The 12,482-nt window shown below is 71.5% G+C and carries 11 protein-coding genes; 4 read left to right on the top strand and 7 right to left on the bottom strand.

What is annotated here, in order from left to right; translation table 11 throughout:
• Nucleotides 1–153 precede the first annotated feature (153 nt).
• The gene (gene ileS / locus OV090_RS47130; RefSeq protein ID WP_267711634.1) at nt 154–3,456 is read left to right on the top strand and encodes an isoleucine--tRNA ligase; all 3,303 of its coding nucleotides are present in this window, start codon (nt 154–156) and stop codon (nt 3,454–3,456) included.
• 28 nt (nt 3,457–3,484) lie between these two features.
• Here ileS and OV090_RS47125 read toward each other — a convergent pair whose 3' ends face one another.
• Nucleotides 3,485–3,757 carry a hypothetical protein gene (locus tag OV090_RS47125; protein WP_267711633.1) on the bottom strand — a complete coding sequence of 91 codons (273 nt, stop codon included), beginning with the start codon at nt 3,755–3,757 and terminating at the stop codon, nt 3,485–3,487.
• A gap of 110 nt (nt 3,758–3,867) precedes the next feature.
• On the opposite strand from OV090_RS47125, the gene hisS reads away from it, so the two are divergent.
• The 3 genes from hisS (at nt 3,868) to OV090_RS47110 (ending at nt 8,270) form a co-directional block, all read left to right on the top strand.
• Nucleotides 3,868–5,355: a histidine--tRNA ligase gene (gene hisS / locus OV090_RS47120; protein WP_267711631.1), complete on the top strand. Its 1,488-nt coding sequence runs from the start codon at nt 3,868–3,870 to the stop codon at nt 5,353–5,355.
• Nucleotides 5,356–5,672: 317 nt separating this feature from the next.
• Nucleotides 5,673–7,118 (top strand): sigma-54 dependent transcriptional regulator, encoded by a 1,446-nt coding sequence (locus OV090_RS47115; protein ID WP_267711630.1) that lies wholly within the window; start codon nt 5,673–5,675, stop codon nt 7,116–7,118.
• Between the two features lie 39 nt (nt 7,119–7,157).
• Complete coding sequence (locus tag OV090_RS47110) at nt 7,158–8,270, top strand: hypothetical protein (protein ID WP_267711629.1); 1,113 nt, start codon at nt 7,158–7,160, stop codon at nt 8,268–8,270.
• A gap of 89 nt (nt 8,271–8,359) precedes the next feature.
• On the opposite strand, the gene OV090_RS47105 is transcribed toward OV090_RS47110, so the two are convergent.
• The 6 genes from OV090_RS47105 to hisH form a co-directional block, all read right to left on the bottom strand.
• Nucleotides 8,360–8,602, bottom strand: a complete 243-nt coding sequence (locus OV090_RS47105; protein ID WP_267711628.1) for an RNA-binding protein — start codon at nt 8,600–8,602, stop codon at nt 8,360–8,362.
• A 3-nt stretch (nt 8,603–8,605) separates the two neighbouring features.
• Entirely contained in the window at nt 8,606–9,202 is a 597-nt protein-coding gene (locus OV090_RS47100; protein WP_267711627.1) for a glycerol-3-phosphate acyltransferase, read from the bottom strand.
• Nucleotides 9,203–9,277: 75 nt separating this feature from the next.
• A complete protein-coding gene (hisIE, locus tag OV090_RS47095; protein WP_267711626.1) occupies nt 9,278–10,003 on the bottom strand; it encodes a bifunctional phosphoribosyl-AMP cyclohydrolase/phosphoribosyl-ATP diphosphatase HisIE in 726 nt (241 codons plus the stop codon).
• Between the two features lie 66 nt (nt 10,004–10,069).
• On the bottom strand, nt 10,070–10,885 hold the full coding sequence (hisF, locus tag OV090_RS47090) for an imidazole glycerol phosphate synthase subunit HisF (RefSeq protein WP_267711625.1): 816 nt from the start codon (nt 10,883–10,885) through the stop codon (nt 10,070–10,072).
• Nucleotides 10,879–11,601: a HisA/HisF-related TIM barrel protein gene (locus OV090_RS47085; RefSeq protein ID WP_267711624.1), complete on the bottom strand. Its 723-nt coding sequence runs from the start codon at nt 11,599–11,601 to the stop codon at nt 10,879–10,881. Before OV090_RS47085 ends, hisF begins: the two co-directional genes overlap by 7 nt.
• Nucleotides 11,601–12,221 (bottom strand): imidazole glycerol phosphate synthase subunit HisH, encoded by a 621-nt coding sequence (gene hisH / locus OV090_RS47080; RefSeq protein ID WP_267711623.1) that lies wholly within the window; start codon nt 12,219–12,221, stop codon nt 11,601–11,603. The genes OV090_RS47085 and hisH overlap by 1 nt, the downstream gene beginning before the upstream one ends.
• Nucleotides 12,222–12,482: the final 261 nt, after the last annotated feature.

Here is a 12,482-nt window from a genome sequence, read left to right as displayed (position 1 = left end):
CCCAGCCGTGAGCGTGTCGACAACGTCACGACGGCCTTGCTTGAGACGGGTCCGAAGCCGGTCGGGTTTCACGGCGCGCCAGGCGACCTCGCCGCGCGCGCGACGGGGACTTGACCTGTGGCCGCGGGCGAGCCATGCAGGCATTCAGGCCGTATGTCCGCCCCGAAGCCCGCATCCCCGTTCTTGAGGCCCAATTCGCAGCTCGACCTCCCGCGCCTCGAGCAGGAGATCCTCCAATTTTGGCGCGACGGGGACATCGAGGGCAAGAGTTTGCGCACCACCACGCGCGCAGACGGCTCGGGGCGGCCCGCGTTCGTGTTCTACGACGGCCCGCCGTTCGCCACCGGGCTTCCTCACTACGGCCACCTCCTGGCCGGCACGATCAAGGACATCGTGCCGCGGTTCTGGTTCATGCGCGGCCGGAGCGTCGAGCGCCGGTTCGGCTGGGATTGCCACGGCCTGCCGATCGAGAGCCTCGTCGAGAACGAGCTCGGCCTCCACGGCAAGGCGGACATCGAGCGCTTCGGCGTGCCGCAGTTCAACGCGGCCTGTCGCGCGGGCGTCCTCCGCTTCACCGGCGAATGGGAGAAGGTCGTCGGTCGCATGGGTCGGTGGGTCGACTTCCGCGACGACTACAAGACCATGGACTTCACGTTCATGGAGTCCGTCTGGTGGTGCTTCGGCCAGCTGTGGGACAAAGGCCTCATCTACGAGGGCTATCGCGTCCAGCCGGTGTCGCCGGCGCTGGGCACTCCGCTGTCCAACTTCGAGGTCGCCCAGGGGCCGCAAGAGAGGGACCCGGTGACGCGCAAGGAGGGCCACAAGCGTCGTCAGGACCCGAGCCTCACCGTGCGCTTCCGCCTCGAAGACGAGGACGCGAACCTGTGGGCGTGGACCACGACCCCCTGGACGCTGCCGAGCAACCTGGCGCTCGCGGTCCATCCCGACATCGACTACGTCAAGGTGCGCGTGGTCGACACCGGCGAGGTCGCGTACCTCGAGCCCGGTCGGCTCGCCGACTACCAGCAGCGCGGCCGCGTCGGCGCCACGGAAGAGCTCGCTCGCCTCAAGGGCAAGGACCTGGTCGGTCGGCCCTACGCGCCGCTGCTGCCGTTCTTCGCCGACCTGCGCGAGCGGCCCGACGGCACGCGCTGGTGCTTCAAGGTGCTCGGCGCGACCTACGTGTCGACCGACAGCGGCACCGGCATCGTCCACCAGGCCCCCGCGTTCGGCGAGGACGACTACCAGGTCGGCCAGGCCAACGGCCTGCCGGTGGTCTGCCCGGTCAACCTCTCGGGCATCTTCGACGACCGCGTCGGCGAGTTCTCCGGCACCTTCGTCAAGGACGCCGACAAGCCGATCGTCGACCGCCTCAAGCGCGAGCACAAGGTCGTCGACCAGGACACGATCGTCCACCCGTACCCGCACTGCTACCGCACCGAGCAGCCGCTGATCTACATGGCGCTGTCGACGTGGTTCATGCGCGTCGAGACGCTGCGCGACGAGCTGGTCGCCAACAACAAGAAGATCCAGTGGGTCCCCGAGCACGTCGGCAGCGGCCGGTTCGGCAACTGGCTGGAGAACGCCCGCGACTGGAACCTCAGCCGCAACCGCTACTGGGGCACGCCGCTGCCCGTGTGGCGCAACGACCGTGACCCGGCCGACATGGTCTGCATCCACAGCGTGGCCGAGCTCGAGCGGCTCGCCGGCCTCGCCGCCGGCAGCCTCGCCGACCTCCACCGCGAGAACGTCGACGGCATCACCTGGCCCGCGCCCGGCGGCGGCACGTACCGCCGGATCGCCGAGGTCTTCGACTGCTGGTTCGAGTCGGGCAGCATGCCCTACTCGCAGAATCATTACCCGTTCGACGCCGACAAGAAGGCCTACGTCGAGGACAACCTGCCGGCCGACTTCATCGCCGAGGGCCTCGACCAGACGCGCGGGTGGTTCTACACGCTGCACGTGCTGTCGACCGCGCTGTTCGGCCGGCCGGCGTTCAAGAACGTGATCGTCAACGGGCTGATCCTCGCCGCCGACGGCAAGAAGATGTCGAAGCGGCTGAAGAACTACCCCGACCCGGCCAAGGTGATCGACAGCTTCGGCGCCGACGCGCTGCGCGCCTACCTCATCAACAGCGCGGTGGTCCGCGGCGAGCCGATGAAGTTCGGCAAGGACGTCAACGACCTCACCGGCGAGTGCGTCAAGGAGACGGTGCGCCTGGCGATCTTGCCGCTGTGGAGCGCCTACTACTTCCTCACCACCTACGCGCTGGCCGACGGCTGGACGCCGACCGCCGACGACCTCGGGCCGCAGGCGCTGGAGCACCCGCTGGACCGCTGGATCACCTCGCGCGTCGGCGGCTTCCTCACCAACCTCACCCGCGAGTACGAGGCCTACGAGCTGTCGAACCTGGTGCCGCACTTCCTCGAGATCTGCGACGACCTCAACAACTGGTACATCCGCCGCGGCCGGCGCCGCTACTGGCGCGCCAACAACCCGGCCGACGTCGACAAGCAGCGGGCCTACGCGACGCTGTACCGCGCGCTGGTGACGATCGCGCGGGCGATGGCGCCGGTGATGCCGTTCTTCACCGAGCACCTGTACCAGCGGCTGGTGGTCGATCCGGGGCTCGCGGTGCCCGGCGAGGAGAGCGTCCACTTCACCCGCTTCCCGGAAGCCGACGTGTGGGCCCGCGACGAGGCGCTCGAGCGCGAGGTCGCGGCCCAGCGCCAGGTCGTCGGCCTCGGCCTCGGCCTGCGCGAGCGCGAGCGCATCAACGTGCGCCGGCCGCTGGCGCGGCTGACGATCGTCCACGAGCGCCCGGAGGAGCTGGCGCGCTTCGCCGACCCGGCCGTGCAGGAGGAGCTCAAGGGCGAGCTCAACGTCGAGGAGATCGCGGCCTCGGCCGACGACAGCGCGCTGGTCGAGCTCAGCGCCAAGGCCAATTTCAAGACGCTGGGCAAGCGCCTCGGCGGCAAGATGAAGGCGGTCGCGGCGGCGGTCCAGGCGCTCGACCAGGCGGCCCTGCGCCGCTTCCTCGCCGAGGGCCGCGTCGAGGTCGAGGGCGAGGCGCTCGGCGTCGACGACGTCCTGCTCACTCGCACGCCGCGGCCGGGCCTGGTAGTCGCGCACGAGGCCGGGGTGACGGTGGTGCTCGACACGACCCAGACGCCGGCGCTGCGCCGCAAGGGCCTGGCCCGAGAGCTGACCAAGCGCGTGCAGGACCTGCGCCGCGACCACGAGCTCGACATGAACGAGCGGATCGTGGTGACCTTCCGCTGCGGCGGCGAGCTGGCCGCCGCCCTCGCCGACGCCGCCCACGCCGCGGAGATCCGCAGCGAGACCCGCGCCGATGCGCTGCAGGTCGTGGCACCCGGGACGGAGCTGGCGGGGGATCATGTCCTCGAGGACACGATCGACGAGGAGCAGGTCGCCATCACCCTGACGAAGGCGTGACGGCGCGCGGCTCGACCTGGCTGAATGGTCAGGTCGGCCGCGGGAGGTGGCCTGTCTGAAAAGGCAGGTCAGGCGTCGCGTAGACGTCCGGCGCGACCACCGAGCGTGGATCGCCCTGCTTGTAATAAAGGAACTGGTTCGCGCCGACGAACACCGGGCGCTCGAGGACCGCGAAGTAATCCTCGAGCAGGTCGAGCAGGAGGTGGATCACGACCGACTGGAGGCCGCTTTGACCCGCGTCGTCGCTGACCGGGTAAAAAACGCCGGGCGGCTCGCGCGGCAGGTCCGATTCGGGGGCCACGGCCCTATATTTGGCACAGGGCCGCGCTGCACGCGACGGCCTTGCGCCCGCGGCACAGTCCTGGCATGGCAATGACCGGGCGAGCCGAGCGCTGCCCTTCTTCGACCGCCATGAACGCCCCCAAGATCTCCACCAAGCCGCCGAGCGGTATGCGTGACTTCCTGCCCGCCGACATCGCCCGGCGGCAGCACGTCATCGACGTGGTCCGCCGGATCTACGGCAGCTACGGGTTCGTCCCGCTCGAGACCCCCGCGATCGAGAACCTCAGCACCTTGCTGGGCAAGTACGGCGAGGAGGGCGACCAGCTGCTGTACCGCCTGCTGCACCGGCGGGACGCGCTGCACCGCGGGCTCGAGGCGGGGGCCAAGCTCGTCGCGGGCTTGTCGGAGGATGAGCTGGAGTCGGTCGGCGAGGACCCGAGCCGCGAGGCGCGGGCCGACGTGCGGCTCTACGAGAGCCAGCTGTCCGACCAGGGCCTGCGCTACGACCTCACCGTGCCGCTGGCTCGCGTGGCCGCGCAGTACGACCTGCCCAAATATTTCAAGCGCTACCAGATCCAGCCGGTGTGGCGCGCCGACCGGCCGGGCAAGGGCCGGTTTCGCGAGTTCTACCAGTGCGACGTCGACGTCACCGGCACGAGCAGCCTCGTCGCCGAGGCGGAGGTGTGCGGCGCGGTCGCGGAGGTCCTGCACGCGCTCGGCTTCACGGACTTCAAGATCCGCATCAACCACCGCCAGCTGCTGCGGGCCATGATGCACCACGCGGGCATCGACATCGCCCACGAGGCGGCGGCGCTGGTGGCGATCGACAAGCTCGACAAGGTCGGCCACGGCGGCGTGCTCGAGGAGCTGGCGACCCGCGGGATCAGCACCGAGGCGGCCAACAAGCTGATGATGCTCGTGCTCACCGCCGACGGCGAGCAGCTGTTCGGCTTCGACCTCAACCAGATCGCCGAGGGGCCGAAGACGCCGATCAAGCGGGTGCGCAAGCAGATCACCGACGAGCTCGGGCTCAAGGCGCTGGCCGAGCTGGAGGAGCTGTTCGACCTGCTGGCGGCGACGCCGGCCGGGCCGCACATCCAGCTCAGCCTCGATCTGGCGCGCGGCCTCGGCTACTACACCGGCTCGATCTTCGAGATCGCGGTGCCGGACCTCGCCGGCAGCCTCGGCGGCGGCGGCCGCTACGACAACCTCGTCGGCATGTTCGGCAAGAAGCAGGTGCCGGCGGTCGGCTTCTCGCTCGGCCTCGAGCGGATCCTCGTGGTCATGGAGGAGCGCGGGATGTTCCCCAACCTGTCCATCGGGCCAGACGTGCTGCTGTGCTGGATGGAGGGCACGCCGCGCGTCGAGGCGCTGCGCGTGGCCCACTCGCTGCGGCGTCAGGGCGTCAAGGTCGAGGTGTTCCCCGAGGAGGCCAAGCTCGGCAAGCAGCTGCAGTACGCCGACACGCCGGGCGTGAAGGCTCCCGTGGCGGCGATCGTCGGTGGCGAGGAGCTCAAGGCCGGGCAGGTCACGCTCAAGCACCTGGCGAGCGGCACGCAAGAGCGCGTCGCGCTCGAGGGCGCAGGCGAGGCGGTGCGCGCGCTGCTGCGCCAGTGAACCAGTGAGTCGCGGCGCGCGCGAGCGCGAGGCGCCGCGCGTGAGCGCCGGTGGTGCGCGGATGCGAAGCGCCGCTCGTGAGCGCCGGTGATGCGGGAGCGCGAAGCGCTGCGTGTGAGCACCGGTGATGCGCGGGCGGCGGAGCGCTGCGCATGCGCACCGGCGGCGAAGCGCCCCACGTGAGCGTCGGTGATGCGAGGGCGACGAGTCCGCTGCGGGCGCCGCGCACTTCGACGCCAGACACCCGCGGGGGGCCATCGCGGGCGCCGTCGCGGGCAGGGCGAGCGTGCCGCCGGCGGTGCTAGGATCGTACGCGCATGAGCGAGACCACGGGCCTGGGCGGCACGATCCTCGTCATCGACGACGAGCGCAACATCCGTCGCACGCTCCGCATGGTGCTCGAGGGCGAGGGCGCCACGGTGCTCGACGCCGACAGCGCGGAGGAGGGCCTGGAGATGATCCAGCGCGCCCTCGTCGAGGGGCCCGAGGGCCAGCGGCCGATCCAGGTGGTCATGGTCGACGTCTGCCTGCCCAACATGTCGGGCCTGCAGCTGCTCGAGAAGTTGTGCGAGATCGGCGGCGGCACTCCGCCGCTGCCGGTCATCCTCATCAGCGGTCACGCGACAGTCACCGACGCGGTGCGTGCGACCCGGCTCGGCGCGTTCGACTTCTTCGAAAAGCCGCTCGCGCGCGACCGCGTGATCGTCAGCGTGCGCAACGCCCTGCGTCATTACCAGACCGAGGCCGAGCTGCGCAGCCTGCGGGCGCGGGCGCGGCGGGAGATCATCGGCGAGTCGCGGCCGATGCAGGAGCTGCTGCGCCAGGTGATCAAGGTCGGCGGCACGCGGGCGCGGGTGTTGATCGAGGGCGAGAGCGGGACCGGCAAGGAGCTGGTGGCGCGGGCGATCCACGACGCCAGCGAGCGGCGGGCCGCGGCGTTCGTGAAGGTCAACTGCGCCGCGATCCCGCGCGAGCTGATCGAGAGCGAGCTGTTCGGCCACGAGCGCGGGGCGTTCACCGGCGCGACCGGGCAGAAGCGCGGCCTGTTCGAGCTGGCCCACGGCGGCACCCTGTTCCTCGACGAGATCGGCGACATGGACCTCAACGCGCAGGCCAAGGTGCTGCGCGTGCTGCAGAGCGGCGAGCTGATGCGCGTCGGCGGCGAGCGGCCGATCAAGGTCGACGTCCGCGTGCTGGCGGCGACCCACCGCAACCTGCGCGAGCTCGTGGGCACGGGCGAGTTTCGCGAGGACCTGTACTTCCGCCTCGCGGTGGTGCCGATCTCGGTGCCGCCGCTGCGCGAGCGCCCCGGCGACGTCGCGCTGCTGTGCCGCTACTACCTCGACCTCGCCTGCCACGAGAACGGCATCGCGCCCAAGCGCATGTCGCCAGCGGCCCAGGCCACGCTCGAGACGTACCCGTGGCCGGGCAACGTCCGCGAGCTGCGCAACGTGATGGAGCGGATCGCGATCCTGTCCGACGGCGACATCGAGATCGGCGACGTTCCGCTGGAGATCCGCGGCGACCCGGAAGAAGAGGCGGGGGCGCTGGTCGGGGGCGATGCGGTGGTCCAGTTCGGCGAGGGGGCTGTCCCTCCGGGCATGTCCCTCAAGGCGTTCCGCGACTCGGTCGAGCGCGCGTTCATCCTCCAGCGGCTGAGCGAGCAGAATTGGAACGTGTCGAAGACGGCCGAGACCCTCGACGTCGAGCGCACCCATCTTCACAAGAAGATGAAGCTCCTCGGGATCGCCCGCGGCGGGTGACCCGTGGCATGCAGCAAACGGGCTGCTACGCTCGGCCGCATGCGTTCTCAGTCTTATTTGTCGCTGCCCCTCGCCGCGTTGTTCGCCAACCTGTTGTCCGGCTGCGGTGACTCTGTCTCCGGTTGTATGAGCTCCCAGTACACTCAGGAGGTCGAGCTGACCCCCGAGGACTACGCCGAGTTTCAGAAGAACAATCCATTCACGCCGGACCCGAACAGTCCGACCACGTCGGCCGACGCGAGCACGACGGACGCGAGCTCCGGCACGACGGACGGGGACGCGAGCACGACGGACGCGAGCACGACGGACGCGAGCGCGGGCACGACGGACGCGAGCGCGGGCACGACCGACGCGACCGGGGGCGAGCTGCTGACCGAGGCGGAGACCTGCGCGCTGGTGTGCAAGTACCGGATCGACGAGTTCGAAAAGCCGCTCGATTGCGAGGTCACCAAGGAGGCGACGAAGGTGGTCGTCGCATGCACGTATCCGGCCTACTGCGAGGGCCGGCGCCACGCCTGCGTGACCTCGCGGGGCGAGCGGCCCGAGGCCGATCCGGCGGGGGCCTGGCTGGCGCGCGCGGCCCACGACGAGGCGGCCTCGGTCCACGCGTTCCGCTCGCTGGCGCGCGAACTGGCGGCCTGGGGCGCGCCCGCCGAGCTGCTGGCGCGCATCGACGCCGCGGTGGCCGACGAGGTGCGGCACGCCGAGGTCGTGGCCGACGCGGCCCGGGCTCGCGGGGCCGAGGTCACGCCGCCGGCGCACGTGGCCCTGGCGGTGCGCGAGCTGCTGGCGATCGCGGTCGAGAACGCGGTCGAGGGCTGCGTGCGCGAGACCTGGGCCGCGCTGTCGGCCGCGCATCAGGCCCGCTTCGCCGCCGTGCCCGCGCTGCGCACGATGTACGAGGAGATCGCCGCCGACGAGGCGCGCCACGCCGAGCTGGCGTGGGCGATCGACGCCTGGCTCATGGGCCAGCTCGACGCCGCCGGCCGCGACGCGGTGGCGAGCGCCCGCCGGGCGGCGATCGCCGAGCTGCAGGCGTCGCTGGCCCTGCTCGAGGAGCCGGCCCTGCGCGTCCTCGGCCTGCCGCCGGCCGCCACCGCCGTCCGCCTGTGCGGCGAGCTCGACGCGGCGCTGTGGTCCCGCGCGGCCTGAGGGTCGCGGCGACTTCGGCCTCGCACGAGCTCCGACTCCGGGAGCGGGCATGCCGTAATAGGCATGTTTTTTAGGACATGCCCCGGAGGTCAGATGGCGAACTCGACGCGCAGGCGGTGGCCGGCGAAGGTCGAGCCGTCGAGGGCCCGGCGGGCGCCGTGGGCGGAGGCCTCGTCGGCGAAGGTGACGTAGGCGATGACGAGCTCGCGGCGGGGGATCAGGCGGACGTCGTCGATGACGCCGAAGCGGGCCCAGGCTTCGCGCAGCGCTTCGGGGGAGGCCTCCGGGGGCAAGCCTCCGACGTAGAGCGTGCGGGTCTTGGGCGCGGGCATGAGTCAGGAAGGGGATCTGCGCGAGCGGGACAGCTCGCGGAGGTTGCCGCGGTGCCGGACCCAGATGAGCGCGGCGATCGCAACGACCAACCCTTTGTAGGCCGGCGGCGCGTCGGTGATCAAGATGTGCAGCGCCGCGGCGTTGACGGCCGTGAGCGAGCCGATCGCGGACACGCGGGTGAGGGCGAGGGTCTGCACGTAGATGACCGCGGCGATGAGCCCGGCGAGCGGCAGCAGGGCGGAGAAGACCCCGAGCGCGCAAGCGACACCCTTGCCGCCGCGGAACCCGAGATAGACGGGGAAGATGTGGCCGAGGGTCGCCGCCAGACCGACCCAGGCGAGTGCCGACGGCGCGTCCGGCAGGTCGCCGAGGCCGGATTCCATGGCCATGCGGACCGGCAGGTAGGCCTTGAAGACGTCGAGCGCGAACACGACGAGGCCCCACTTGGCGCCGAGCACCCGCGACGCATTGGTCGCGCCGATATTGCCGGAGCCGACCTGCCGGATGTCGACCCCGCGCAAATATCCGACCACCACGCCCATCGGGATCGCAGCGATGAGGTAGGCGAAGAGACACCACCCGAGGACGCTCAGAGCCATGGCGCGCCCAGCATATCCGCTCTCCGCCGCGCCGTCCCGGGGCGACGACGGGCCCGCGCGACCTCGCCGTCGGCGTCAGCCCGAGGGCGCAGGTCCGTCCGGCTCGGCGGCGGCCGGGGCGCGGGCGGCCTTCTCGTCGAGGCCGCTGCGGCCCATGCGGCGCGCGAGCTCGGCGGCGACGTCGGCGAGCGGGACGTCGCGGTGGGCCAGGCCGACGAGGGCGTGGAACAGCAAGTCGGCGGCCTCGCGGGCGATGTGGCCGCGGTCGTCCTCGGCCAGCGCCTCGGCCAGCTCGCCGGCCTCCTCGTGCAGCTTGGCGGCGATCTTCGCCACTCCGCCGGCGAGGAGGTCGCGGACGTAGCTCTTGCCGTCGCGGTTCGTCATCCCGCGCCCGGCCTTGCGCTCGCAGATCTCGGCGAACAGCTGCTCGAACACCTCGGTCGGCCGCGGCGCCGGCGGCTCGCCGACGGGGCGGAAGAAGCAGCTCGGCGCGCCGGTGTGGCAGGTCGGCCCGCGCGGCGCGGCCTGGACCAGCAGCGCGTCGGCGTCGCAGTCGACCGCGAGCCCGCGCAGCTCGAGAGTGTGCCCCGAGGTCTCGCCCTTCTCCCACAGCTGCTGCCGGCTGCGGCTCCAGAACGTCACGCGCCCGCGCGCCAGAGTGCGCGCCAGCGCCTCGGCGTTCATGTGGCCGAGCATCAGCACCTCGCCGGTGTCCACGTGCTGGACCACCGCCGCGACCAGGCCGTCGGGGCCGGGCGTCAGCGTCGACCACAGCGCGGCGGGGTCTGTCTGGAGGGACATGTCCGAAGGGCCAGGAATGTCGGGGCAGGTACCGACGGACATGCCCGAGCGGGCATGTCCGAACGGTCAGCCGGTGATGAGCACCCCGCGCGGCGCCTCGTGCGGGCGGACGGGGATGCCGTGGTCGGCCAGGTAGTGCTTGGCCTGGGCGATGGTGTAGAGGCCGAAGTGGAAGATCGAGGCGGCGAGGGCGGCGTCCGCGGCGCCCTCCTTGGGGTCGAGGCCCTGGCGCAGGTGCTCGAGCGAGCCGACGCCGCCGGAGGCGATCACCGGGATCGGCACGCGCCGGCTGACCTCGCGGGTGATCGCCAGGTCATAGCCGTCGCGGGTCCCGTCCTTGTCCATCGAGGTCAGCAAGATCTCCCCCGCGCCGAGGGAGGCGGCCTGCTCGCACCACGACACCGCGTCGAGCCCCGTCGAGCGGGTGCCGCCGTGGATCACGACCTCGTACAGCGGGTCGGTCTCGCCCGGCAGCGGCTTCAGCTGGCGCACGTCGACGGCGACGACGATGCACTGGCTGCCGTAGCGGTCGGCGAGCTGGCGGATCAGCAGCGGGTTGGCGACCGCGGCGCTGTTGACGGCGACCTTGTCGGCGCCGGCGCCCAGCAGGCGGCGGACGTCGGCCTCGCGGCGGACCCCGCCGCCGACGGTCAGCGGCGTGAAGATCTGCCCGGCCACGCGGCGGACCACGTCGACGAAGGTGTCACGCCCCTCGGTGGTCGCGGTGATGTCGAGGAGGCACAGCTCGTCGGCGCCTTGCGTGTCATAGGCGCGCGCTGCCTCGACGGGGTCGCCCGTGTCGCGCAGGTTGGCGAAATGGACGCCCTTGACGACCCGGCCGTTCTTGATATCGAGGCAGGGGATCACACGGCGCTTCAACATCGAGCGAGGGCCTCCTCCAACGTAAAGCTACCTTCGTAGAGCGCCCGCCCGAGGACCACCGCGCGCACGTCGGCGGCGCGCAGGGCGTCGAGGTCGGCGAGCGAGCCGACGCCGCCGCTGGCGATCACGAGGACGCTGGGGACGGCGCGTTGCAGGCTGATGGTGGCGTCGACGGCCGGCCCGCACTGCAGGCCGTCGCGGGCGATGTCGGTGTGCAGCAGCGCCGCCGCGCCCCAGATCGCCGCGGTCTTGGCCAGCGCCAGCGCGGGCACGGCGGACCGCTCCTGCCAGCCGGCGAGGGCGACCAGGCCGTCGCGCGCGTCGATGGCGACGATGATGCGGCCGGGGTACTGGCGGCACAGCAGCGACACCGCGTCGGGGTCGCGGACCGCGAGGGTGCCGACGACGACGTAGTCGGCGCCGGTGTCGAGCACCGCGGTGACGGCGGCGACGTCGCGCAGGCCGCCGCCGACCTCGACCTCGGCGCCGCCGGCGTGGGCGACGGCCACGAGCTCGCGGATGAGGTCGGTCTGGACCGGGCGGCCGGCGAAGGCGCCATCGAGGTCGACGACGTGGACGCGCCTCGCCCCGGCGGCCAGGAAATCGCGCAGCGCCGCGGCCGGGTCGTCGGCGTAGATCGTGGCTCGCCGCGGGTCGCCCTCTTGCAGGCGCACCGCCTTGCCGCCCATCAGATCGATGGCGGGGATCGCCAGCATCAGGCGCGGCCTCCCAGGATGAAGCTGCGGAGGAACCGAAGCCCCGACCACTGGCTCTTCTCGGGGTGGAACTGACAGCCGAACACGTTGCCGCGAGAGATCGTGGCCGGGAACTCGACGCTGCCGTAGCGACACCACCACATCACGAGGCTGGGGTCGGTGGTCTCGACGTAGTAACTGTGGGCGAAGTAGAAGTGCTCGCCGGTCGGCTGCACGTCGCTCCAGCCCATGTGGGGGATCTTCAGGCGCGCGGCGTCAGGCTCGTCGCCGGCCCGCATGTCGGCCGGGAACCGGCGCACGCGGCCGGGCAGGACCTTGAGGCCGTCGAAGCCGCCGCCCTCGTCGCTCTGCTCGAACAGCAGCTGCATGCCGAGGCAGATGCCGAGGAACGGGTCGCCGCGCTCGATGACCATGCGCAGCGCGGCGCCCATGGCCCCGTCGACCAGCGCCCGCGTGGTCGGCCCGAACGAGCCTTGGCCGGGGAACACCACCATGCGCGCGGTGGCGACGCGGTCGGGGTCGCTGGAGACGATCACCGAGGCGCCTACCTGGATGAGCGCGTGTTCGACGCTGTCCAGGTTCCCGAGCTGACTGTCGACCAGGATGACTTCGCGCGGCATGAGGGAACAGCCGGTTTTTATCACAGGTCCGCTCAGATCCAGCGCGGCTTTTACGTGACACCGTACGGTACTGTGTACTGGGCCTGCAGCGCGAAGAACTCGAATTGTCAAGCGCTGAATTCGTGGTCACGTGCGCTCGCACGGCGAAAATGGGCGGGGCCGCGCGCGACGAGGACGTTCGCGGCTGTCCTCGCGGACACAAACGCCGGGCCGCGCGCCCGAGAGGCCCGGATTTTCGTGGTATACGCCCGTCTGAGCGGC

Origin of the sequence: Nannocystis sp. RBIL2 (genome assembly GCF_026626745.1) — a bacterium.
Classification (GTDB): domain Bacteria; phylum Myxococcota_A; class Polyangia; order Nannocystales; family Nannocystaceae; genus Nannocystis.
This window is presented reverse-complemented; position numbering and strand designations above follow the sequence as displayed.